General features: G+C 66.4%; 24 protein-coding genes. 18 read left to right on the top strand and 6 right to left on the bottom strand.

Annotated elements, in window-relative coordinates; all coding sequences use genetic code 11:
- The first annotated feature begins 1 nt into the window (after position 1).
- From miaB to dapF, 3 genes are all read left to right on the top strand, one after another.
- Positions 2-1,561 carry a tRNA (N6-isopentenyl adenosine(37)-C2)-methylthiotransferase MiaB gene (gene miaB / locus FBY30_RS19845; protein WP_200830732.1) on the top strand — a complete coding sequence of 520 codons (1,560 nt, stop codon included), beginning with the start codon at positions 2-4 and terminating at the stop codon, positions 1,559-1,561.
- A 3-nt stretch (positions 1,562-1,564) separates the two neighbouring features.
- Positions 1,565-2,461 (top strand): tRNA (adenosine(37)-N6)-dimethylallyltransferase MiaA, encoded by an 897-nt coding sequence (gene miaA, locus FBY30_RS19840; RefSeq protein WP_142134519.1) that lies wholly within the window; start codon positions 1,565-1,567, stop codon positions 2,459-2,461.
- Between the two features lie 96 nt (positions 2,462-2,557).
- Positions 2,558-3,502, top strand: a complete 945-nt coding sequence (gene dapF / locus FBY30_RS19835; RefSeq protein WP_142134517.1) for a diaminopimelate epimerase — start codon at positions 2,558-2,560, stop codon at positions 3,500-3,502.
- On the opposite strand, the gene FBY30_RS19830 is transcribed toward dapF, so the two are convergent.
- Positions 3,474-4,097, bottom strand: coding sequence for a class I SAM-dependent methyltransferase (locus FBY30_RS19830; RefSeq protein ID WP_142134514.1), 624 nt, complete (start codon positions 4,095-4,097; stop codon positions 3,474-3,476). The two genes, dapF and FBY30_RS19830, sit on opposite strands and share 29 nt — an antisense overlap.
- Before the next feature lie 430 nt (positions 4,098-4,527).
- On the opposite strand from FBY30_RS19830, the gene hflX reads away from it, so the two are divergent.
- Together hflX and FBY30_RS19820 are read left to right on the top strand one after the other, a co-directional pair.
- A complete protein-coding gene (gene hflX, locus FBY30_RS19825) occupies positions 4,528-6,108 on the top strand; it encodes a GTPase HflX (RefSeq protein ID WP_142134512.1) in 1,581 nt (526 codons plus the stop codon).
- A 76-nt stretch (positions 6,109-6,184) separates the two neighbouring features.
- Complete coding sequence (locus FBY30_RS19820; RefSeq protein ID WP_142135473.1) at positions 6,185-8,233, top strand: ATP-dependent DNA helicase; 2,049 nt, start codon at positions 6,185-6,187, stop codon at positions 8,231-8,233.
- Positions 8,234-8,344: 111 nt separating this feature from the next.
- Here FBY30_RS19820 and lexA read toward each other — a convergent pair whose 3' ends face one another.
- Positions 8,345-9,082, bottom strand: a complete 738-nt coding sequence (lexA, locus tag FBY30_RS19815; protein WP_142134510.1) for a transcriptional repressor LexA — start codon at positions 9,080-9,082, stop codon at positions 8,345-8,347.
- 358 nt (positions 9,083-9,440) lie between these two features.
- Here lexA and FBY30_RS19810 point away from each other — a divergent pair, with 358 nt between their 5' ends.
- The 8 genes from FBY30_RS19810 to FBY30_RS19780 all read left to right on the top strand — a co-directional run bounded on the left by FBY30_RS19810 (position 9,441) and on the right by FBY30_RS19780 (position 15,751).
- On the top strand, positions 9,441-9,791 hold the full coding sequence (locus tag FBY30_RS19810) for a LysM peptidoglycan-binding domain-containing protein (protein ID WP_142134507.1): 351 nt from the start codon (positions 9,441-9,443) through the stop codon (positions 9,789-9,791).
- A 113-nt stretch (positions 9,792-9,904) separates the two neighbouring features.
- Entirely contained in the window at positions 9,905-11,023 is a 1,119-nt protein-coding gene (locus tag FBY30_RS19805; RefSeq protein WP_142134505.1) for a histidinol-phosphate transaminase, read from the top strand.
- Positions 11,024-11,084: 61 nt separating this feature from the next.
- Positions 11,085-11,711 (top strand): imidazoleglycerol-phosphate dehydratase HisB, encoded by a 627-nt coding sequence (gene hisB / locus FBY30_RS19800; protein ID WP_142134503.1) that lies wholly within the window; start codon positions 11,085-11,087, stop codon positions 11,709-11,711.
- Positions 11,708-12,475 (top strand): imidazole glycerol phosphate synthase subunit HisH, encoded by a 768-nt coding sequence (gene hisH, locus FBY30_RS19795; protein WP_142134501.1) that lies wholly within the window; start codon positions 11,708-11,710, stop codon positions 12,473-12,475. Before hisB ends, hisH begins: the two co-directional genes overlap by 4 nt.
- Entirely contained in the window at positions 12,476-12,634 is a 159-nt protein-coding gene (locus FBY30_RS20870; RefSeq protein WP_200830731.1) for a hypothetical protein, read from the top strand.
- A gap of 111 nt (positions 12,635-12,745) precedes the next feature.
- Positions 12,746-13,492, top strand: coding sequence for a bifunctional 1-(5-phosphoribosyl)-5-((5-phosphoribosylamino)methylideneamino)imidazole-4-carboxamide isomerase/phosphoribosylanthranilate isomerase PriA (gene priA / locus FBY30_RS19790; RefSeq protein ID WP_142134499.1), 747 nt, complete (start codon positions 12,746-12,748; stop codon positions 13,490-13,492).
- 19 nt (positions 13,493-13,511) lie between these two features.
- Positions 13,512-14,396, top strand: a complete 885-nt coding sequence (locus FBY30_RS19785; RefSeq protein WP_142134496.1) for an SseB family protein — start codon at positions 13,512-13,514, stop codon at positions 14,394-14,396.
- Positions 14,397-14,455: 59 nt separating this feature from the next.
- On the top strand, positions 14,456-15,751 hold the full coding sequence (locus FBY30_RS19780; RefSeq protein WP_142134494.1) for an MFS transporter: 1,296 nt from the start codon (positions 14,456-14,458) through the stop codon (positions 15,749-15,751).
- A gap of 148 nt (positions 15,752-15,899) precedes the next feature.
- On the opposite strand, the gene FBY30_RS19775 is transcribed toward FBY30_RS19780, so the two are convergent.
- Positions 15,900-16,286 (bottom strand): DUF1844 domain-containing protein, encoded by a 387-nt coding sequence (locus FBY30_RS19775; RefSeq protein ID WP_018771577.1) that lies wholly within the window; start codon positions 16,284-16,286, stop codon positions 15,900-15,902.
- 399 nt (positions 16,287-16,685) lie between these two features.
- Here FBY30_RS19775 and infC point away from each other — a divergent pair, with 399 nt between their 5' ends.
- From infC to FBY30_RS19755, 4 genes are all read left to right on the top strand, one after another.
- The gene (gene infC / locus FBY30_RS19770) at positions 16,686-17,666 is read left to right on the top strand and encodes a translation initiation factor IF-3 (protein WP_235009510.1); all 981 of its coding nucleotides are present in this window, start codon (positions 16,686-16,688) and stop codon (positions 17,664-17,666) included.
- 119 nt (positions 17,667-17,785) lie between these two features.
- Positions 17,786-17,980: a 50S ribosomal protein L35 gene (rpmI, locus tag FBY30_RS19765; RefSeq protein WP_018771575.1), complete on the top strand. Its 195-nt coding sequence runs from the start codon at positions 17,786-17,788 to the stop codon at positions 17,978-17,980.
- A gap of 122 nt (positions 17,981-18,102) precedes the next feature.
- Positions 18,103-18,492: a 50S ribosomal protein L20 gene (gene rplT, locus FBY30_RS19760; RefSeq protein WP_018763610.1), complete on the top strand. Its 390-nt coding sequence runs from the start codon at positions 18,103-18,105 to the stop codon at positions 18,490-18,492.
- Positions 18,493-18,561: 69 nt separating this feature from the next.
- On the top strand, positions 18,562-19,488 hold the full coding sequence (locus FBY30_RS19755; protein WP_142134492.1) for a TrmH family RNA methyltransferase: 927 nt from the start codon (positions 18,562-18,564) through the stop codon (positions 19,486-19,488).
- 126 nt (positions 19,489-19,614) lie between these two features.
- On the opposite strand, the gene FBY30_RS19750 is transcribed toward FBY30_RS19755, so the two are convergent.
- Both FBY30_RS19750 and FBY30_RS19745 read right to left on the bottom strand, forming a co-directional pair.
- The gene (locus FBY30_RS19750; protein ID WP_142134490.1) at positions 19,615-19,890 is read right to left on the bottom strand and encodes a GlsB/YeaQ/YmgE family stress response membrane protein; all 276 of its coding nucleotides are present in this window, start codon (positions 19,888-19,890) and stop codon (positions 19,615-19,617) included.
- Positions 19,891-20,065: 175 nt separating this feature from the next.
- Positions 20,066-21,274, bottom strand: a complete 1,209-nt coding sequence (locus FBY30_RS19745) for an MFS transporter (RefSeq protein ID WP_142134488.1) — start codon at positions 21,272-21,274, stop codon at positions 20,066-20,068.
- Positions 21,275-21,442: 168 nt separating this feature from the next.
- Between FBY30_RS19745 and FBY30_RS19740 the strand changes: the two genes are divergently transcribed.
- On the top strand, positions 21,443-21,898 hold the full coding sequence (locus tag FBY30_RS19740) for a (deoxy)nucleoside triphosphate pyrophosphohydrolase (RefSeq protein WP_142134486.1): 456 nt from the start codon (positions 21,443-21,445) through the stop codon (positions 21,896-21,898).
- Between the two features lie 34 nt (positions 21,899-21,932).
- On the opposite strand, the gene FBY30_RS19735 is transcribed toward FBY30_RS19740, so the two are convergent.
- Positions 21,933-23,051 (bottom strand): Rv2578c family radical SAM protein, encoded by a 1,119-nt coding sequence (locus FBY30_RS19735; protein ID WP_142134484.1) that lies wholly within the window; start codon positions 23,049-23,051, stop codon positions 21,933-21,935.
- Between the last annotated feature and the right edge of the window lie 24 nt (positions 23,052-23,075).

The raw sequence follows: 23,075 nt of genomic DNA, 5'->3' as shown, positions 1-23,075 counted from the left end.
GGTGAGTTTGACCATTCCTTCCCCCCAATCCGGCGCCACCCCTTCGGTCGAAGCCGGGGCCGTTCCGCAATCCGGAGCCCTGCAGCCGCGCACCTACCACGTCCGCACCTTCGGCTGCCAGATGAACGTCCATGATTCGGAGCGGATGGCCGGCATGCTCGAGGACGCCGGCTACGTTCCGGCGGAAGGCGACCATGCCGACGTCGTGGTGTTCAACACGTGCGCGGTTCGGGAAAACGCCGACAACAAGCTCTACGGGAACCTTGGCATTCTGGCCCCTGTCAAGGCAGCCAACCCGGGGATGCAGATCGCCGTGGGCGGATGCCTTGCCCAAAAGGACCGCGAAACCATCCTGAAGAAGGCGCCATGGGTGGATGCGGTATTTGGCACCCATAACGTCGGCGCCCTGCCGGCCCTCCTGGACAGGGCACGGCACAACAACGAGGCTCAGCTGGAGATCCTCGAATCCCTGGACGTCTTCCCATCCACACTGCCCACCAAGCGGGACTCCGTCTACTCCGGCTGGGTGTCCATCTCCGTGGGCTGCAACAACACCTGCACCTTCTGCATCGTGCCGGCGCTCCGCGGGAAGGAAAAAGACCGGCGCCCCGGAGACATCCTCGCTGAAATCCAGGCACTCGTGGACGACGGCGCCATCGAGGTGACCCTGCTGGGCCAGAACGTCAACTCCTACGGAGTGGAGTTCGGCGACCGCCAGGCCTTCTCCAAGCTGCTGCGCGCCTGCGGTGATATCGAGGGCCTTGAACGGGTCCGCTTCACCAGCCCGCACCCGGCAGCCTTCACAGACGACGTCATCGACGCCATGGCAGAGACGCACAACGTCATGCCGCAGCTGCACATGCCGCTGCAGTCCGGTTCGGACCGCATCCTCAAAGCCATGAAGCGCTCCTACCGGTCCACGAAGTTCCTGGGCATCCTGGACAAGGTCCGGGAGAGAATCCCGCACGCAGCCATCTCCACGGACATCATCGTGGGTTTCCCCGGCGAAACTGAAGAGGACTTCCAGGCAACCCTGGACGTCGTGGAAAAGTCGCGCTTCGCCACGGCCTTCACGTTCCAGTATTCAAAGCGCCCCGGAACCCCCGCCGCCGACCTCCCCGACCAGCTGCCCAAGGCAGTGGTCCAGGAGCGCTTCGAACGGCTCACCGCCCTGCAGGACCGCATCGCCGCGGAGGAGAACCGGAAGCAGCTGGGCCGCAGGCTCGAGGTCATGGTCACCGCGCAGTCCGGGCGGAAATCGGAGGAGACCCACAGGTTGTCCGGCCGCTCCCAGGACCAGCGGCTGGTGCACTTCTCGGTTCCCGAGGGCGCTCCCGCCCCCCGACCGGGAGACCTCGTCACCGTCACCATCACCGAGGCCGCGGCGTTCCACCTGGTGTCCGATCCTACGCTCGAGGACTACAGCCTGCGCCGGTCACGGGCCGGGGATGCCTGGGACAGGTCCCAGGCAGACTCCTGCGGAGCACCCGCTCCCGATTCCGCGCCGGGACAAAAGGGCGTTTCCCTCGGCATGCCCTCGCTGCCGCTGCGCACCCGCTGACAGGTGGCCGCCCCGCCCGTCATCGCCGTCGTCGGTCCCACCGGCTCCGGCAAGTCCGATCTTGCCGTCAGCCTTGCCCTGGAACTGGACGGCGAGGTCATCAACGCCGACGCCATGCAGTTCTACCGCGGCATGGACATCGGCACCGCCAAGATCACGCCGGCTGAACGCAAAGGCGTTCCGCACCATCTCCTGGACACCCTGGACGTGACCCAGGAAGCCAGCGTGTCGGACTTCCAGCAACAGGCACGTGAAATCATTGCGGACATCCATGCCCGCGGCAAGCGCGCCATTCTGGCCGGCGGCTCCGGCCTTTATGTGCGCGCAGCCCTGGACGTCCTGGAGTTCCCCGGCACCGACCCTGCCGTGCGCGCGCGGCTGGAGGCAGAGCACGCCAAGGTCGGCACGCAGGAGCTCCTGGACCGGCTGGCGAGCGTGGATCCAGTCTCCGCGGGCAGGGTCTCCGACGCCCGGCGCATCATCCGGGCGCTGGAGGTCCATGAGCTCACCGGGCGCCCTTTCAGTTCCTTCATGCCGCGCCGGGAGTACTGCCAGCCGGCCATCCAGGTGGGCCTTGGGGTGGACCGGGAGGTGCTCCGTGAACGCCTGGCAGCACGGGTGCACCGAATGGTGGACGCCGGCCTGCTCGAGGAGGTCCGGCGGCTCGACGCTCTGGGCCTGCGCCGGGGCAAGACCGCTTCCCGCGCACTTGGCTACTCGCAGTTCCTGCGGGTCATTGATGGCACCTCTACCGTGGAGGATGCTGCGGAGGAAACCATCGTGGCCACCCGGCAGTTCGCCCGGCGGCAGCTGACCTGGTTCCGCGCCGATCCCCGCATCACGTGGCTGGACTGGCAGGATCCGGAGCTCGTGGGCAAGGCAGCGGAGCTGAGCAGATAGGAAGGCAGGCGGGCCGCAGACTGGAATCCGTCCCGGTTGCCGCGGTTCAGCACCCTGGTTTCGGCACCGGACGGGTCCGCCGCTACGCTTGGGACCATGAATGCAACCCCCGCAGAAACCACCGGATCCGCCCTGCGCACACTAAGCGGGCTCCGCTTTTCCAAGGGGCACGGCACCGGAAACGACTTCGTCCTGGTAGCCGATGCCGACGGCACGCACGCCATCGGCGCAGACCAGGCCGCCGCCCTCTGTGACCGCCACCGCGGCATTGGTGCAGATGGCCTGATCAGGGCGGTGCCCTCCCGGTTCCTGCCCGAAGGCCGTGAACTGCTGGCCGGTGCCCCGGACGCGGAATGGTTCATGGATTACCGCAACGCGGACGGCTCATTGTCCGAGATGTGCGGCAACGGGGTGCGGGTGTTCGTCCACTTCCTGCACACCGAGGGCCTGATCGACCTGCCCGACGGCGGATCGCTCACCATTGGCACGCGCGGCGGGGTGAAGACCGTGGTCCGCACCGGCGACGGCTACGCCGTGGACATGGGGCCTTGGGAGTTCATTTTCCCCGGGGAGGCCAGCGCCAAGGCCATGGATTCCCTGGTCACCGCCGACGGACTGGAAGTTGCCCGGCCTGCGCTCTCCGTGAGCATGGGAAATCCGCACACGGTGGTGGCCCTCGCCGAACTTTCCGAACTGGCAGGCACACAGCTCTTCACCGCGCCGAAGGTGGACCCGGTGCCGCCGAACGGGACCAACGTGGAGTTCGTGGTTCCCGCGGAACCGCTGGTCCATGACGGAGTGGGTTCGGTGACCATGAGGGTGCATGAGCGCGGGGTGGGGGAGACCCAGTCCTGCGGCACGGGCGCGTGTGCTGCCGCCGTCGCCATCCGGCACTGGGCCGGAGCCGAAGCCCCGGATGCCTGGCGGGTCCATGTTCCGGGCGGAGTGGTGGGCGTCAAGTTCTTTGCCGGCCCCGGTGGCCACGAGCACGTGGAACTCAGCGGCCCCGCTGTCATTGTGGCGAGCGGGACGCTTTCGTAACCTTGAGGATTCGAAAGGACTTGGACGTTGACTCCCGGGTCACGGTGAACGAATCGTCCAGTTCCGCAGCCAGCCAGCGCTGAAGCGAATCCGAACCCAGGTTCTTCTGAACCACCAGCCATGCCGTGCCGCCGTCGGCCAGGCGGGGCAGCCAGAGCTTGAGCAGGGTGTGCAGCTCATCCTTGCCGATCCTGATCGGCGGGTTGGACCAAATGGTATCGAAGCGGACGCCCGGGTCCACCTCCTGGGGCGTGCTGGCGACGACGTTGGGCAGTCCCAGCGCCGCGGCGTTTTCGTTGGTCAGGGCAATGCAGCGTTCGTTGACGTCCACGGCGTAAACCTTGGACCCGGGGGCCAGCAGGCCCATGGTCAGCGCAACGGGGCCCCAGCCGCAGCCGATGTCCAGGAGGTTGCCCTGGGGATTCGGATCAGGAACTTCGGCCAGCAGTACGGCAGTGCCTTTATCAATCCCGTCCGGACTGAAGATGCCGGTGGAGGTATGCAGCTTACGCGGCTTGCCCGCCAGCTCGACCGTGAGTGGCTTACGGGTGAAGGGGCCGGCGGGGGACGCGCTGAAATAGTGTGCTGACTCCATAACTCGCCAGAGTAGTTCCCCTTGCAGCGTAAAGGGAAACCGCGCTGCGGCCCCTCTGCTACGCTGGAACGCATGTTCCTGATCTTCGAGTAGCCGGCACGGGCCACGCCCGTCCCGCAGCCTGTCCTTTAGCGACAGTCCGTCCCGCAGCGACGCAGGCTTCATGCCTTCCGCTTGCGCACCGGCCAGACCGTACCGTCTGCCCGGCCGCCGGACGATACCCGAACGTCAGCATCCCGCTGTACTTCCCGCCATTCTCCGGCCCTTTTACGTCTTGCCGCCGTTCCAAGGCGGCGTTCCCAGCCCGGCATCGCAGCCGGTGCAGACCATCAGGAGAACCATGACCGCAGGCCGTCAGCCCAGCGCGAATACTTTCCAACTTCCACCCAATCAGCACTATTCTGGAATTGCCGAATCTTCAAAGGAGACCATGACCAGCCAGCCCAATACCGGTTCCGAACCAGCCGCCCAGGACATGAGTCCGCAGGAGATCCAGGCTGTCATCGACCGGATCCTCGCCAAGGACGTACCGGCCAAGAATGTCAGCACGCCCCGCGGTGAGGGCAGCGGCAATGGAAAAGCGGTGCTCGGCAGGGCACAGGCCATTTCCCGCCTCGACGAAGAGCATTCAACGTACGACGGCGACCAGCAGGATCTTGAGGAACGCCGGGCGCTGCGGCGCAGGGCAGGCCTCTCCACTGAACTTGAGGACGTCACCGAGGTCGAGTACCGCCAGCTGCGCCTTGAGCGTGTGGTCCTGGCCGGGCTCTGGTCCGAGGGCACGCTTGCCGACGCCGAGAACTCCCTGCGCGAGCTGGCCGCCCTTGCCGAAACCGCCGGATCGGAGGTCCTCGACGGCCTGGTGCAGCGCCGCGACAAGCCGGACCCCGGAACCTTCCTGGGCTCGGGCAAGGCACAGGAGCTCAAGGACATCGTGATGTCAACGGGCGCGGATACCGTGGTGGTGGACGCCGAACTGGCACCGTCCCAGCGGCGCGCCCTTGAAGACATCGTCAAGGTCAAGGTCATTGACCGGACTGCCCTGATCCTGGATATCTTCGCCCAGCACGCCAAGAGCCGCGAGGGCAAGGCCCAGGTGGAACTCGCGCAACTGGAATACCTGCTTCCCCGCCTGCGCGGCTGGGGCGAGTCGATGTCCCGCCAGGCCGGTGGCCAGGTTGGCGGCGCCGCCGCCGGCATGGGTTCCCGTGGCCCCGGTGAAACCAAGATCGAACTGGACCGGCGCCGCATCCGCACCCGCATGGCCAAGCTGCGGCGCGAAATCGCCGCGATGAAGCCCGCGCGCGAGACCAAGCGGGCCAACCGCCGTCGTAATGAAGTGCCCTCCGTCGCCATCGCCGGATACACCAACGCCGGCAAGTCCTCCCTGCTCAACCGCCTCACCGACGCCGGAGTCCTCGTGGAGAACGCCCTGTTCGCCACCCTGGACCCCACCGTCCGCAAGGCGGAAACCACGGACGGCCTGGGCTATACCCTGGCCGATACCGTGGGGTTCGTCCGTTCGCTGCCAACCCAGCTGGTGGAGGCCTTCCGCTCCACCCTCGAGGAAGTGGCCGACGCCGACCTGATCCTGCACGTGGTGGACGTCTCGCACCCCGATCCGGAAGGCCAGATTGCTGCCGTCCGCAAGGTCTTCAGCGAAGTTGACGCCCGGAAGGTTCCGGAAATCATCGTGCTGAACAAGGCTGATGCCGCCGACCCCTTCGTGGTGGAGCGGCTGAAGCAGCGCGAACCGCGCCACGTTGTGGTCTCCGCCCGCACGGGCGAGGGGATCCCGGAACTGCTGAAGGTCATCAGCGAATCCATTCCCCGGCCTTCGGTCAAGATGCAGCTGCTCATCCCGTACGACCGCGGAGACCTGATCAGCAAGCTTCACGAGTCCGACGCCGAGATCCTCAGCCTGGACCACGTGGAGGCCGGGACCAGGGCTGCCGTGATGGTCCGGGAGGGCCTGGCGTCCGAACTGGAATCCTTCACCGTCAATGAGTGATCCTGCGGCGGACGAAGCCGCGCAGACGGCCGGCGAGCAGTTCGTCATCGAACTGCTCGACCGGGCCGTCGCAGGCATGGGCGGACAAAGCCTGCAGACGGCCGGCGAGCAGTTCGTCATCGAACTGCTCGACCGGGCCGTCGCAGGCATGGGCGGACAAAGCCGCGCCGGACAGCACGAAATGGCCCTGCAGGTGGCCCGCGCCATCGAAACGGGCAACCATCTGCTGGTCCAGGCCGGTACCGGCACCGGCAAATCGCTTGCCTACCTGGTGCCACTGATCGCCCATGCGCTGGAAAGCAACAAGCCTGCGCTGGTCTCCACGGCCACGCTTGCCCTCCAAACCCAGATCGTGGGCAGGGACCTGCCCCGGCTTTTGAAGAACATCACCCCGGCACTGGAACGTCCGGTCAAGGTCGCCTTGGTGAAGGGGCGTTCCAATTACGTTTGCCGCCACAAGCTCGAAGGCGGTTTCCCCTCCGAGGAGCCCTCCGAAGGGCAGCTCTTTTCGCTGGGCGAGGATACCAGCGTGCCGCACTTCGCGGCGTCCGTGGGCGGACCATCCTCCCAGCTCGGTAAGGAAGTGGTCCGGCTCCGCGAGTGGGCGGAGAAGACGACCACTGGGGACCGGGACGAATTGCTTCCGGGCGTGACAGACCGCGCCTGGCGGCAGGTCTCTGTGACGTCCATGGAGTGCCTGGGCGCCCAGAAATGCCCCATGGCTGCCGAGTGCTTCAGCGAACTCGCCCGGCAGGACGCTGCCGAAGCGGACGTGGTGGTCACCAATCACGCCATGCTCGCCGTCAGCGCCTTCGAGGGACTCGCCGTCCTGCCTGAATACGACGTCGTGGTGGTGGACGAAGCGCACGAACTCCAGGATCGGGTCACCGGAGCCGTATCGGGGCAGCTGTCAGTTGCGATGGTCCACGCCGCTGCTGCCGGTGCACGGAAACACACAGCCATTACTGTTGACGCCCTCAATGCCGCCGCTGCCAACCTTGAGCTGGCCCTCGGCGGCGCACCAAACGGCTTGCTTCCCAACGGCCTGAACGATGAACAGCTTGACTGCGTGGATCAGCTGCGTGAGGCCTGCCGGGCTGCGTTGTCCGATTCCAAGGGGGACAGCAACACCACGGCCGACGGCGGCCGGCAGCTGGCCAGATCCCGTCTCATGCTCATCCTGGAGCTGTGCGAGCGTCTGATCGCCGCCCGGGAAAACCGGGAAGTGGTGTGGTTCTCCCGCGCCAGCACCTTCGACCCCGGCCAGGGCTACTCGCAGCCGGACGAGAATGCACCGGTGCTGATAAACATCGCCCCGCTGTCCGTCGCCGGGCGGCTGCGGGAAGGGCTCTTTGCCGACCATACCGTGGTGCTGACTTCCGCCACCCTGGCCATCGGTTCCGCTTTTGAACCCGCCGCAGGAGGGCTTGGCCTCCTCGGCGACGGCGCTCCCAGCTGGACCGGTGTGGATGTCGGCTCACCCTTCGACTACCCCAAGCAGGGCATCCTCTACGTCGCCGGGCACCTGCCCAAGCCCGGCCGCGGCGTGTCCCCGGAGGCGCTGGAGGAACTGGAAGCGCTCATCAAGGCGTCCGGTGGGGGAGCCCTGTGCCTGTTCTCCTCACGGCGGGCAGCCGAGGAAGCCGCCGACGCCCTCCGGCCCAAGCTGGATATGACCGTCCTCTGCCAGGGGGAATCGACCATGACTGCCCTGGTTAAGCAGTTCGCCGATGAACCGGACACCTGCCTTTTCGGAACCATGTCCCTGTGGCAGGGCGTCGACGTCCCGGGCGGCTCGTGCCGGCTGGTGGTGATTGACCGGATTCCATTCCCGCGGCCGGACGATCCCCTGATGACGGCACGTTCGCGTGCCGTGGCGCAGGCAGGCGGTAATGGCTTCATGTCCGTTTCAGCCACCCACGCTGCGATCCGCCTGGCCCAGGGCGCCGGGCGGCTGATCAGGTCAACGGGAGACAAGGGGGTTGTGGCCGTACTCGACTCCCGCCTGGCAACCGAGCGGTACGCCGGATTCCTTCGGGGCGCCCTGCCACCGTTCTGGGCCACCACCGACCGCAGCAAGGCGCTGGCAGCCCTCACCAGGCTGGGCGCGGACGCGCTCCGGTAGGTCCGGGAGAGCGCTCCAGGCCCGCCTCGATGGAACGGGGGCGGGCCTGGGGCGGACTCGGGCGCCCCTGGTGGGGGCTTGGGCCGGCGGATATAAGCCGAAGGGAACGGGCTAGAGCGAACGCAGGACCGAGACGACCTTGCCCATGATGGTGGCGTGGTCGCCCAGGATGGGTTCGTACTGCGTGTTCTGGGGGAGTAGCCAAGTGTGGCCGTCGCGCTGGCGGAGGGTCTTGACGGTAGCTTCGTCGTCCAGCAGCGCTGCAACGATGTCCCCGTTGGCTGCGTCCGCCTGGCGCCGGACCACCACCCAGTCGCCGTCGCAAATGGCGGCGTCCACCATGGAGTCGCCGGCCACGCGCAGCATGAAGAGCTCGCCCTGGCCCACCAGCTGGCGGGGGAGGGGCATGACATCCTCGACCAGCTGCTCGGCCAGGATGGGACCGCCGGCAGCGATCCGGCCCACAAGCGGAACCATTGCGGTATCGAGCGCGGTAGGAAGCTCGGTCACGGATGCGCCCCCACCGGCGGGCTGGGGCGCAGGAGAGGTGCCCGCGGCCTTACCGGCACCGCTGTCCAGGGTGAGGGGCATCAGCACTTCCATGGCGCGCGGCCGCTTGGGATCGCGGCGCAGGTAACCCAGTTTTTCCAGCTGGGAGAGCTGGTGGGTCACGCTGGACAGGCTTGCCAGCCCCACGGTATCGCCGATCTCGCGCATGGAGGGCGGGTATCCGTTCTCATTGACCGAGCGCTGGATGGTTTCGAGGATCTTCTTTTGCCGGGGGGTCAGGCCCTTGGCGGTCCTCTTGGTTTGCGGGGCGGTCCTGCCCCCGGCGGCTGCTGCTGCCATATTCGCCAATGCCTTTCGCTTGCCGCCGGATCGTCCACCCCGGTGCTGGTGTGTATGCGCCGGCGGAAGGACTCCCACTGTCATTGTCAGACCCTGCTGTTCAACTTCAGGGGTGGTTGTTCTTTGGTTTCAAAGCTAGGCCAGCCGCATTGCTTTTTCAAACATTTGTTCTAGCGAGTCTCGACAATATTCGTTGATAAGTGCTAAAACTTAACAAGCAAAGTTCGAACATGTGTTCTAACCAGCGCGTGCCCTATTCGAAAACCCGACCGGAGGAAGTTCCGGGTGCGGTCTGAATGGTCAGGGCGGCCGCGGGTGGACACCCGGGCAGCACGGCAGGTCCAGGAGGGCTCAGTTCATGTCAGCTTCATCTCGTCACCAGGTTTCACCGACTTCCGCGCCCCTGCGCCTTACCCGGCGCGGGAGGGTCGTCCTGATCGGAGTCCCGCTGGTACTCCTCGCGGTTCTCCTGCTGTCGCTGTCCGGGTTCTTCAACTCGCCGGCCAAGGCCTCCGACTCCGCAGCGGACCTGGCGGTGACCCCGACGGTCACCGTGACGGTGCAGCCGGGCCAGTCGCTGTGGACCATCGCCGGTGCGGTTGATCCGGACCGCGACGCCCGGGATGTGGTGGCAGATATCGTCCAGCTCAACAACCTCAGCGCCGGCTCAGTTCTGCCGGGGCAGCAGCTGTTCGTCCCAACACACTGAACCTCGCTGCCCACTCGGGATAAGGGGGTCGGAGTGGCCGGGGCGGCGCACGCCGAGGGCGAACAGCACCCGTCACATTTTCCGGTCGTTGCTGCGGCAACTAAACTGTTCAGGTGAACGACCAGCTAGAGCGTCTGAACCGGCTTCCCCTCCGCAGCAACCTTCGCGGGCTCACCCCTTACGGGGCGCCCCAACTGGACGTCCCCATCCTTTTGAACGTCAATGAGAACACCCATGGTGTCCCTGCCGATGTGCAGGCCGCCATCAGCGCCGCCGTAACGGAGGCCGCCGCAGGCCTGAACCGCTACCCGGACCGGGAGTTCACGGAACTCCGAAAAGCTTTGGCGGAGTATCTCGGGCATGGCCTCGACGAGACCAACGTATGGGCAGCCAACGGCTCCAATGAGGTCCTGCAGCAGATCCTCCAGGCCTTCGGCGGCCCGGGCCGCACGGCCCTGGGCTTCCCGCCCACGTACTCCATGTACCCCCTGCTGGCCAGCGGGACCGACACGCAGTACATCACCGGGGAGCGCGCCGAAGGATACGACCTGAGTGCAGAGTCGGCCGCGCGCCAGGTCAAGGAACTGCAACCGAACATCGTGTTCCTCTGCTCGCCCAACAATCCCACGGGGACCGGGCTCGGCCTGGATGTCGTGGAGGCTGTCTATGAGGCCGGGGAGGCCAGCCAGGCCATTGTGATCGTGGACGAGGCCTACCATGAGTTCGCGCACGACGGAACGCCCAGCGCGCTGACCCTGCTTCCCGGCCGGGAGCGGCTGATCGTGTCCCGCACCATGAGCAAGGCGTTCGCCCTGGCAGGCGCCCGCCTCGGCTACATGGCTGCCGCGCCGGAGGTCACCGACGCCCTGCGGCTGGTGCGCCTGCCGTACCACCTTTCAGCCATCACGCAAGCCACCGCGCTGGCCGCCCTTGAGCACCGCGAAGCGCTGATGGCGGACGTCCAGGACATTAAGGCCCAGCGGGACCGGATCGTGGCGGAACTGACCAGAATGGGCCTGACGCCTGCAGCCTCCGATTCCAACTACGTGTTCTTCGGCGGCCTGGAAAACCCCCACCAGGTCTGGCAGGAACTGCTGGACGCCGGTGTGCTGATCCGCGACGTTGGCATCCCCGGCCACCTTCGGGTGACTGCGGGCACTGAGGCGGAAACCACAGCCTTCCTTACCTCCCTGGAACGCATCCTTGCGGGCCAGGCCGCGCTTCCCGCCTAGACTTGTAGTGCGGCGCTGGACGCCTTGAACCACTTCTTCTCCCACTAAGGATCCCTTCACCATGAGTCCAACCGGATCGAATGCGGCTGCGGCCCGGACCGCCCGCATGGAGCGTGCCACCAGCGAGTCCTCCGTGCTCGTGGAGATCAATCTCGATGGAACCGGGGTGTCTGACATCGATACTTCGGTGCCGTTCTACGACCACATGCTGACCGCCCTGTGCAAGCACTCCCTGATCGACATGACGGTCAAGGCCACCGGCGACACCCACATCGACGTCCACCACACCGTGGAGGACGTTGCCATCACCTTCGGCGAGGTCCTGCGCACTGCCCTGGGCAACAAGGCGGGAATCCGACGTTTCGGTGAGGCCACCGTGCCGCTGGATGAAGCGCTTGCCAATGCAGTCGTGGATGTCTCCGGCCGCCCCTACCTGGTGCACGGCGGCGAGCCGGCGGGCCAGGAGTACCACCTGATCGGCGGCCACTTCACCGGGTCCCTGACCCGCCACGTTTTCGAAGCCATCACGCTGCACGCCGGCATCTGCCTGCACATGACCGTACTGGCCGGCCGGGACCCGCACCACATCGTCGAGGCTCAGTTCAAAGCCTTCGCCCGTGCCCTCCGCGCCGCCGTCGAACCTGATCCCCGCGTTGAGGGCATCCCGTCCACCAAGGGCGCACTGTGAGCGGCCAGGTCCTCAAGGACGGGGCCATCATCGACCCCTCGGCCTCACGCAAGCTGCCTTCACCCGAGGGTAAACCGACCGTCACCGTGCTGGACTACGGTTCCGGGAACGTCAGGTCCGCTGTCCGCGCACTGGAACGTGCCGGTGCGGAAGTGATCCTAAGCTCCAAGCCGGAGGACGTGCTGAACGCGGACGGACTGGTGGTGCCCGGCGTCGGCGCTTTCGAGACCGTGATGCGCGAACTCAAGGCCGTGGATGGCATCCGGCTCATCGGCAGGCGCGTTGCCGGCGGCCGCCCGGTGCTGGGCATTTGTGTTGGCCTCCAGGTGTTGTTCGAGGCCGGTGTGGAGCACGGCACCGAAGCCGAAGGCATCGGTGAATGGCCCGGAAAGGTGGAGGCCCTTCCCGCGGAAGTTGTGCCGCACATGGGCTGGAACACCGTCAAGGTTCCTGAAGGTTCCAAGCTCTTTGCCGGCGTCGAAAATGAGCGCTTCTACTTCGTGCACTCTTACGGTGTGCAGGAATGGAATTTCGATGTGATTCAGCCGCGGATGGCTCCGCCGATGGTCACGTGGTCCGAGCACGGCGCTCCGTTCATTGCGGCGGTTGAAAACGGGCCGCTCTGCGCCACCCAGTTCCACCCGGAAAAGTCAGGAGACGCCGGCGCGCGTCTGCTGCGCAACTGGGTGGAAGGCCTGCGCAAACCGGCCAACGGCGAAACCGGCTCCGGAGCAGCATCAGCCGATGCCGGCAGCGGCGCCTAGATGTGGCCCGTACTGCTGACGGGCCTCGCCGGCCTTTTGATTGGCGGCGGCATCTCGTTCCGGCAGCAGCGCAAGCCCGTCTGGACGCAGGTTGTCTTCTACGTCCTGGCCGCAATGTCGCTGCTCGCCGCCTATTTGCTCACGCTGCCGGCCAGCTGACCACCGGTGGTCAGACTCCCATTGGCAGCCCGACGGTAGACCCGCAACGCCAGGCCCAGCCCCAATTCCCGCCAAATGCCTTGAGCCCACGAACCAACACCGAGGATGAGTATGACCACCGCACATGACCTGCCGGTACTTGAACTGCTGCCCGCCGTCGACGTCGTTAATGGCCAGGCCGTTCGGCTGGTCCAAGGCGAGGCCGGCAGCGAGACCAGCTACGGCACCCCCCTCGAAGCGGCGCTCAACTGGCAGCAGCAGGGCGCCGAGTGGGTCCACCTGGTGGACCTCGACGCCGCTTTTGGGCGCGGATCCAACGCGGAACTGCTCCGTGAGGTGGTGGGCCGGCTGGACATCAAGGTGGAACTCTCCGGCGGGCTCCGCGACGACGAGACCCTCGAAGCAGCTCTTGACCTGGGCGTTGCCCGCGTCAACCTGGGCACCGCAGCGCTGGAGAACCCCGAGTGGACCGCCCGGGCCATCGACCGCTTCGGCGACAAGATTGCCGTCGGGCTCGACGTTCGTGGCACCACCCTTGCAGGCCGCGGCTGGACAAAGGAAGGCGGGGACCTGTGGGACGTCCTGGGCCGCCTCGAAGAGGCCGGCTGCGCCCGGTACGTGGTGACCGACGTAACCAAGGACGGCACCCTGCAGGGACCGAACGTGGAACTCCTGCGGCAGATGGTGGAGAAGACGGGCAAGCCGGTGGTGGCCTCCGGCGGAATCTCCAGCCTGGACGACCTCAAGGTCCTCCGCTCGCTGGTCCCGCTGGGCGTGGAAGGCGCCATCGTCGGCAAAGCCCTGTACTCCGGAGCCTTCACGCTGCCTGAAGCCCTCGACGTCGCCGGCCGGCGCTAGGGCCGGGCGCATTATTCCCATGTCCAACGTCGAGGAACCGCAACCCCCCACAGCCCGCCATTTGCCCGGTCACATTGCAGCAGCACTCGCCGGTGCCGGCGGTGCTACAGACTCCGCGGGCCAGCCGTGGGCGGGCCGGAGCCTCGCCGGCGACGACGCCAAGATCCACAACTTCGAGGACGACGACGGAACAGCCGACGCCGGTTATCTCGCCGCAGTTGCCGCGCTCCGCGAGGGACGGAGCGGTGAAGAAGCGGTGGTTGCCTCGCTGGCAACTGCCCGGGTCTTCATTCCGATCGTGGCGCAGCTTGCCGAGGAGGAAGAAACCGCCCACGGGCTGCATGCGGACAAGCAGGCAGACATGGCGCTGGTGACGCTGAAGGCCGCCGACGGGAGGACCGCGCTGCCGGCGTTCACCTCGGCCGCCGCGCTGTCGGCATGGCATCCCGAGGCCAGGCCGGTAGCTGTCTACGCCGCCCGGGCGGCGCTCTCGGCAGTGGCCGAAGGAGCCGAACTCCTGGTCCTTGACCCGGGCGCCGATGTGACGTTCGTGGTCCGCAGGCCCGGAGTCTGGGCCCTCGCCCAGCAGCATGGCTGGATCCCCTCCTACGGTGATGAGGAGCTCGCCGCCGAAATGGGCCGCGCGGCCTCAGGCTTCGCCGCCATCCGCCGGCTCGAACTCCTGCCCGGCAGGGGGGTGGCCGCAAGGGCCGCCGACGGATCGGTAATCCCCGGTGGCGGTGCCGGCCCGGAACTGCAGGTGGTGCTGTACCTCGAAGACGGCCTGGACGCCGCCGGTGTCCAGCAACTGGTAGCGGGCCTGCAGGCGGAGTGGTCCCGGAATGTATTGTTTGGGGAGCGCGTCGATTCCCTTGAAATCAAACTAAGGCGCGCTCCCGACTAGCCGCCAGCCGGATGGGTGATCCCCGCCAGGGCTGCGGCGCATCCTGAAGGACCGCTTTCGTGAATTTCGCTCTCTACCGGGAGTTGCTCGCCATCCGGCCTATCCGCCGGCTGCTGCTGGTGGGCATGGTTGCCCGAATCCCGCACTCGGCCGCCGGCGTCCTGCTCACCCTGCACATCGTCCTCACCCTGGGCCAGGGCTATGCCGCGGCCGGTGCTGCCGCGGCGGTCATGACCATCGGCATCGCCCTGGGGGCCCCGTGGCGTGGGCGGCGCGTGGACACGGTGGGGCTGCGCACGGCGCTCATCCCGTCGGTGATCTCGGAGACGGTGATCTGGTCGATTGTGCCGCACGTGTCCTACCAGTGGCTCCTGCCGCTGGTCTTCGTGGGCGGCCTGCTCACGCTGCCCATCTTCAGCGTGGTCCGGCAATCCCTGGGTGTGCTGGCCGAGGGCGACCAGCGCCGGACCGCGTTCGCCCTCGACGCCATCACCACGGAAGTGGTGTTCATGATCGGACCGGCCGCCGGTGCCGTGGTAGCGACCAGCGGCTTCACCGTTGCCGGACTGACGGTGGTGGGGGTGGCCACTTCCCTTTCCGGGCTTTTCCTCATGTGGTTCAACCCACCCACGCGCAGCGAGGGCCTGACGATCGAATGCGCCGAGGATGAGCAGCATGCCGCGGAAGCCGCCGTCGTCTCCACTGCTCCGGCCCATGTCCAGGAAGCCGCCGCGGAACTGGCCCCTGCCGGGGCCGCCACCAGTGCCGCGCAGGGCCTGAGGGGAAAGCTGGCGGGCGGCTTTTCGTGGTTCACCGCCACAGTCGCTGCACTCTTCGCCGTGGCCGCCGGCGCCGGCATGGTCCTCAGCGGAACCGACGTAGGCATCGTCGCAGCCCTGCAGATCGGTGGACACCAAAGCGAAATCGGCATCGTCTTCGTCTTCTGGTGCGCCGCTTCCGTGGTGGGCGGCTTGATCTACGGCGCCATGCACCGGCCTGTCCCCCCGATCCTGCTGCTGCTGGGCATGGCTGCCCTGACCCTGCCCATGGCCTTCGCCCACGACACCTGGACGCTGGCCTTCGTCTCCGTCCTGCCGGGCTTGCTGTGCGCGCCCGTGCTCTCTGCAGCCTCCGAAAAGGTGGCAGACCTGGTGTCGGAGGAGCGGCGCGGGGAGGCCATGGGCTGGTATGGATCGGCCCTCACTGCCGGGGTTGCCTTGGGTTCCCCGCTGGCCGGGGTCTTCATCGACGTCATGGGCCCCTCCGGTGGCTTCGTGTCCGTCGGTGCCGCGGGCGTGGTGCTGTGCCTGGTGGGCCTGGCGCTCCAACAGCGCCGCCGCCGGGCCGCCGCCTAAGCATTACCCACCCATCGATTGCTGCCTAATGGTCCTTTTGGCCCCGCTAAACGGCAGTTACGGAGCAATCGATGCTGTTAAAGCGCGACGGCGGGACAACCTTCAAAAGGCCGTCCCGCCGTCGGACGTTGCTTGGGGGAGTTCTTCCTTAGTTCACTGCCCCGGTGTACTTTTCGCCCGGGCCCTTGCCCGGAGCGTCCGGAATCAGCGACTCTTCGCGGAAGGCCAGCTGGAGGGAACGCAGGCCGTCGCGCAAGGGGCCGGCGTGCTGGGAGCCGATCTCGGGGGCGGCGGCGGTGACCAGGCCGGCCAGTGCCGTGATCAGTTTCCGGGCCTCGTCCAGGTCCTTCAGTTCGGCTGCGTTGTCTTCCGCGGCCAGGCCAAGCTTTACCGCGGCGGCGCTCATCAGGTGAACTGCGGCCGTGGTGATGACCTCGATGGCGGGAACCTCCGAGATGTCCCGGATCTGCTGTGAAACGTCTGCGCCTGCGTCGCCGGGCTCGAAGACGTACGAATTACTGTCTGAGGTGCTCATACTGGTAAGCTTGACACAGACCGACTGGATGTCGTTATTTCAGGGATTGTTCCAACAATCAGGTTCCCAACAGCGCTTTCCGGCGTTGGCGGGAATTTTTTCTGTAGAATGGCATGCAGTTTGCAAGCGGAGTTCTCTCCCACCCGCGTCAGCCGCTGTCCCAGGCGTTCCATCGGAATGTGCAGGGGCGCAAGGTTGCCGGGTACCTGGTTGGGCATGGGCCGGCATTTGCCGGGACTGTGCACGTGCAGCCCTTTGCGGGGTTGCGTCGCCAACCTCTTTGAGGCCTTCGATTGCTCCGGCAATTGGGGGCCTTCTCTATTTGCCGGAAACAACAACAAACACAGGAGCTTTAACATTAGCGAGCCAAGAATCAATGAGCGTATCCGCGTCCCCGAGGTGCGGCTGGTCGGACCTGCAGGTGAACAGGTAGGAATCGTCCGTATTGAGGATGCCCTGCGCCTGGCTGCCGAATCCGACCTTGATCTCGTTGAAGTTGCACCTCAGGCGAAGCCTCCGGTGTGCAAGCTGATGGACTTCGGCAAGTACAAGTACGAGGCCGCGGTCAAGGCGCGTGAGGCCCGGAAGAACCAGACGAACACCGTTCTGAAGGAAATCCGCTTCCGCCTGAAGATCGACACCCACGACTACGAGACCAAGCGCGGGCACGCCCTTCGCTTCCTCGGTGCCGGGGACAAGGTCAAGGCCATGATCCAGTTCCGTGGCCGTGAACAGCAGCGTCCGGAGATGGGCATCCGCCTGCTCCAGCGTTTCGCGGACGACGTCGCCGAAGTTGGCGTGGTGGAGTCCAGCCCGCGCATCGACGGCCGCAACATGGTCATGGTGGTTGGCCCGCTGAAGAACAAGGCCGAGGCCAAGGCTGAGGCACGTCGTGCCACCCAGCGCGCCGAGGCCAAGGCACAGAACGAAGCCAAGGCTTCCGGACGCGTCGACACATCCGGCCAGGACCAGGCCCCCATGACGCAGTCACTGGCGGACCTCCTGCCGGAAGGCTTCACCGTGTCCACCGAGCCCCAGGCGGCGGCTCCGGAGCAGGAAGTCCCGAAGCAGGAAGCACCGAAGGCCGAGGCTCCGAAGCAGGAAGCCCCCAAGGCTGCCGCGCCCAAGCAGGAAGCCCCGAAACAGGAAGCCCCTAAGGCTGCCGCTCCGAAGCAGGAAGCTCCCAAGGCGGCTGCGCCGAAGGCCGCTCCGGCGCCCAAGCCTGCGGCTGCCAAGCCGGAAGCTGCAGCACCGGCCGCGCCCAAGCCTGCTGCCGTGCCTGCACCGCCGAAGCCGGTGGCCAGGCCTGCCGCGCCCAAGCCTGCTGCGCGCCCTGCCCCCAAGGCAGTGCCGAAGCCGGCCGGCAAGAAGACCAACTAGTTCACAGCTGCCGGGGGTCCGCCCTCCGGCAGTCAGCAACCAGCATGCTGCCCGCAGGGGCGGCTGCGCGATAGAACTGCGGCCTCCGGGCCTGCAGAAACGTAAGGAGATCGGTTCCCATGCCGAAGATGAAGACCCACAGTGGTGCTAAGAAGCGCTTCAAGCTGACCGGCAGCGGCAAGCTGCGCCGCCAGCAGGCCAACCGCCGCCACTACCTGGAGCACAAGTCCTCCCGCCTGACCCGTCGCCTCGCCGGCGACAGGATCGTCTTCAAGGGCGACGCCAAGGTCATCCGGAAGATGCTCGGCATCTAGTTCCCAAGTTTTACTGACGGGCCGCCCCCTGGTGGCCGGTCACCTGCCAAACAGCCTTCTCAGGCCGCCGCCGGATTACCGGCAACAGATGCTTGGGATCAGATTTTCGAAGGAGTACGCACGTGGCACGTGTGAAGAGGGCGGTAAACGCCCACAAGAAGCGCCGGGTTGTCCTTGAACGGGCAAAGGGTTACCGCGGACAGCGTTCGCGCCTGTACCGCAAGGCCAAAGAGCAGCTGCTGCACTCGTTTGTGTACAGCTACGGCGACCGCAAGAAGAAGAAGGGCGACTTCCGCCGCCTGTGGATCCAGCGCATCAACGCTGCTTCCCGCGCCAACGGCCTCACCTACAACCGCCTCATCCAGGGCCTGAAGGCCGCCGAGGTCGAGGTTGACCGCCGTATGCTGGCCGAGCTTGCCGTCTCCGACGCCAACGCCTTCGCCGCACTGGTCCAGGTTGCCAAGGACTCCCTGCCGGCAGACACCTCCGCCAAGAAGGTTGCCGCAGCCTAGCCAAAGCTGCCGCCCCTCGCCTGAGGGGCCCATTCAGGAACAGGTGGCAGCAGCTACTACAGTTCTTGTATGAACGAAACCGGGCGCCCGCAAGATCTTCCACTGTCCAACCCCCGAGCCGATCGGGTCAGGGATGTGGCGAAACTTGCAGGGCGCCCGGCCCGTTTAAAGCGCGGCCAGTTCCTTGCCGAAGGTCCACAGGCCGTCCGGGAGGCCCTCAAGCTCCACCAGCAGCGCCTTGCGGCAGGTGCCCCCGGAGTCGTCACGGAAGTCTTTGCCAGCGAAAGCTGCCTTGACCGTTTCCCTGAGTTTGAAGAGCTCGCCCATGGCACCACGGCCCGGCTGGCCACCGATGAGGTCCTGGCCGCCATGGCCGACACCGTCAATCCGCAGGGGATCGTGGCCGTCTGCCGCTTCGTGGATGTTTCCCTGGCGGAAGTGCTGGACGCCGGCCCCCGTCTGGTTGCCGTCCTGTGCCAGGTCAGGGACCCTGGCAACGCGGGAACCGTACTGCGTGCGGCCGACTCCGCAGGCGCAGACGCGGTGGTCTTCACCGCATCCAGCGTGGACATCTACAACCCCAAGGCGGTCCGGTCCACCGCGGGGTCGTTGTTCCACCTTCCGGTCGTCCTGGCCGCGGACCCTGCGGAACTGGCAGCGGAGTGTAAAGCCCGGGGCATCGGCGTCCTCGCGGCTGACGGTTACGGCCAGCTGGACCTGGACGTCCTGCAGGACGAGAGCGCCCGCCGCAGGCTCACCGGCGCCGGCCCCGAGTCTGCCTACGATCTCGCCGGGCCTACCGCCTGGTTCTTTGGAAACGAGGCGCAGGGTCTTTCCGAGGAGGAACTTGGCCTTGCGGACCACCGGGTGGCCGTGCCCGTCTATGGCGCCGCCGAAAGCCTCAACCTTGGGACCGCAGCCACCGTATGCCTGTACGCCAGCGCCCGGTCCCAGCGCCGGGCTGAGGCTGCGGCGGGCACCGGAAGCGCCCGATAGGACGCCCGAGGCAGGACTGGGCGCAAACACGGGACTGGGCTGAAACACGGACGACGGCGGCCGGTCCGGAGGACAAAGAAAGGCCCCGGAATTCCGGGGCCCGTGGGTTATTGATTGACAGAGCGATCAGGGTGCGCGGCTGGCTTTCCCGCGTCCGGTGACTGCTCCGTAGATGCCGGCGACAATCAGGCCGCCGACGATAGCGAGAATCCAGGTGCCGAGGTCGAAGAAGGCAAGATCGCCCTTGTTGAACAGGAGGCTGCCAATCCAGCCGCCAACAATGGCTCCGACGACACCCAGGATGAGGCTGGTCACCCAGCCGCCGCCAACCCGTCCGGGCATTACGGCTTTAACGATGGCCCCAACAATCAGGCCCAAAATAATCCAAGCAAGAAAACCCATGTCTCCTCCTCATTGTGACCGGGATTAATAGTCCCGATGAGGCTCAAGCTAACATAAGCACCCCCTAAAGTCAGTAGCTCCGGGGGCGGCGTTGCAGCATCGTTAGGCCTCCGTGCAGGGAAGTATTCGCCATGGATCGTCCACGGCAACCCGGGCAGGGACAGCCTCGGCAAGCTCAGGCAGCCAACGGCCGTCTGCGTTCCATCAGGCCGCTGAAGAGGGCCACGCCGAAACCGAGGAGTGCCAGGACGGCGCCAACGAGTGCCGGGGCGGTGAAGCCCCAGCCGAGGGCAATGACCAGGCCGCCGAGGAACGCCCCCAAGGCATTGGCGACGTTCAGGGCGGCATGGTTCAGCGAGGATGCCAGTGACGGGGCATCCGGCGAGGCGTCCAGCAGTCGGGTCTGCAGGGCCGGGATCAACATGGAGCCGGCGGCGCCCACCACGAACACCATGACCATGGCGCTCCACGGCCAGTGCGCGGCCACAGCGTAGACCACCAGGGCCACGGCGACAGCCGGGAGGACCCGGTACAGGGTGCCCATGACGGACCTGTCGGCCAGCCGGCCGCCAACAATGTTTCCGGCCACCATGCCCAGCCCATAGAGCGCCACCACCAGGGGGATCAGTGCGGTGGGGATGCCGGCCACGGCGGTCATGGTGTGCGCAATGTAGGTATAGGTGGCAAAGAAGCCGCCGAAACCCACGATGCCCACCAGGAGGGCCAGCCACACCTGCAGCCGCTTGAGCGCGCCAAGCTCACGCCGGATACTCGCATCGGGGTGGGCAGCCTGGAAGGGCACGAACTTCCACACCATGGCCAACGCCAGCAGACCGATGGCGCCCACCAGGACAAACAGCAACCGCCAGCCGAAGGTCTGGCCCAGCCACGTGGCAAACGGTACGCCCACCACGTTGGAGACGCTGAGCCCTGCCATGACCATCGAGATGGCCCAGCCGCGCCGGGTAGCGGGGACTAGGGAGGCGGCTATGACTGCAGCAACTCCGAAGAAGGCCCCGTGCGGGAGCCCGGCGGCAAAGCGGGAGACGAGCATCGACCCGTAGTCAGGGGCGATGAAAGAACTCAGGTTGGCCAGGGTGAAGAAGAGCAGGAGCCCCAGCGCGAGTTTCTTGCGGGGGAGCTTGGCGCCGACGGCGGCCAGCAGGGGAGCGCCAACCACCACTCCCAGCGCATAGGCGGAGATCAGATGGCCGGCCTCGGGCGTGCTGATCCCCAGGCCCTGTTCCACTTCCTTCAGCAGGCCCATCATGGTGAACTCAGTGACGCCGATGCCCACACCGCCCATGGCCAGGGCAAAGATGGCCATTCCGATATTGGGGGCCTTGGTGCCGGCTGCCGTGGACGGGGAAAGAACGCTGCTCATATGCCTGCTTTTCGAAGGTGGAACATGGAATGGACGGTGCCACAGCAGTGGGGCAGGATAATCCGGACAGTGTTGCAAACCCCCGGCGGTCAGGAGCTATTCCTCCGGCGTCGACGGGCTGCCGGATGCTGTTCCGGGCATTCCCATTGTGGCCCATAGAATGAGCCGGTGACTGGACTGATACAGGTAGTGGGCGGAGCCGTGGTGGACAACCTGGCCCAGCCGGCGGCAATGCTGGTGGCGCGGAGGAGCGCACCGGAGCACCTGGCCGGGCTGTGGGAGTTTCCCGGGGGCAAAGTGGAAGCCGGCGAGGAACCCGAAACAGCGCTGGTGCGCGAACTCGCCGAGGAACTGGGCATCGATGTCCGCCTGGGGTCGGAGCTGCCCGCGGAGGACCCCCAAGGCTGGCCGCTCAATGAGCGCGCCAGCATGCGGGTCTGGTTCGCCGAAGTGACCAGCGGCGAGGCGACGCCCCTTGAAGACCACGACGAGCTGCAGTGGGTGGACCTCCGAAACCGGGAAGCCGTCCTTGGCCTGCCCTGGATCCCGGCCGACTATCCGATTGTCAGTGCCCTCCTGGACTCTGTGGCGGTGCCGGTACAGGAGCCCCTGGCGCAGGACTGAGCCCCTGCGACTGACCCCCGGGGCCTCACAAAAGTCAGAACAGTGAATCCTGCACTCCGGGCCGGGAAGCCGCAGAAACAGCAGGGGAGCCGCCTTGAACGGCGACGGGGATGCTGCCTGCCGGGTACTGCGCCTCTTCGACGCGCGGATCGTCCAGGTCCGGCTTGTCCAGGTCACGGTGGCTGAAGCCTGACGAATGCGAGAAGCCGTGGCGCGCCTTGAAGTACCGGACCCTCCCGGCGAGCCACGTCCGGTATTCCTTGGACGCGTAGGAGCCGGTGCCGTACAGCCGCCGGTAGCGGCCGGCAAGCTCGGGGTGGTTGGCCGCGATCCACTTCATGAACCACTCCCTGGTGCCGGGTTTCAGGTACAGGGCACCCGCAGTGACTCCTGTGGCGCCCGCTGCCGCCAGCGAGCCGAACAGCGCATCCAGTGCTTCGTCGCTGTCGGACAACCACGGCAGGATGGGCATGGCCATCACGCCGCAGGGCAGTCCCGCTTCGCGGAGCCGGGACACCAGCCGGAGCCGCGCCCTGGGTGCCGGCGTTCCGGGCTCGATCGCCTCGGACAGGGCTTCGTTGGTCATGGCCAGGGAAATGCCGAGCCCTACGGGGACCTGCGTGGCGGCGCTCTTAAGCAGCGGAATGTCCCGTGCCAGCAGGGTTCCCTTGGTGAGGATGGACAGGGGAGTGCCGGACTCGGCCAGGGCGTTAATGATTCCCGGCATGAGCCGGTACCGGCCCTCGGCCCGCTGGTAGGGATCGGTGTTGGTGCCCAGGGCCACTTGCTGGCGCGTCCAGGAGGCCTTGTTCAGTTCCTTCCGGAGGACCTCGGCGGCGTTCACCTTCACCACAACCTGGCTGTCGAAGTCCATGCCGGCGTCGAAATCCAGGTACGTGTGCGTCTTGCGGGCAAAGCAGTAGACGCAGGCATGGCTGCAGCCGCGGTAGGGATTGACGGTCCATTCGAATGGCATCCTGGACCCCGCCGGCACCTTGTTGAGCACCGATTTGGCAGTGACCTCGTGGAACGTGATGCCTGCGAACTCAGGCGTGGTGACGGAGCGGACCAGGCCCGCCAGCGGAAGCAGCGCTGGAGCGGCTGTGCCTGCGGGGTTGGGTGTGGGCACCAGTGCCTGCGCTTCCCATCTCATGCCTCCATTCGAAAACATGTTCGA

It is taken from the genome of Arthrobacter sp. SLBN-83, assembly GCF_006715285.1.
Classification (GTDB): Bacteria; Actinomycetota; Actinomycetes; order Actinomycetales; family Micrococcaceae; genus Arthrobacter.
The sequence above is the reverse complement of the archived record's forward strand: the minus strand, read 5'-3'. Positions and strand labels throughout refer to the sequence as shown.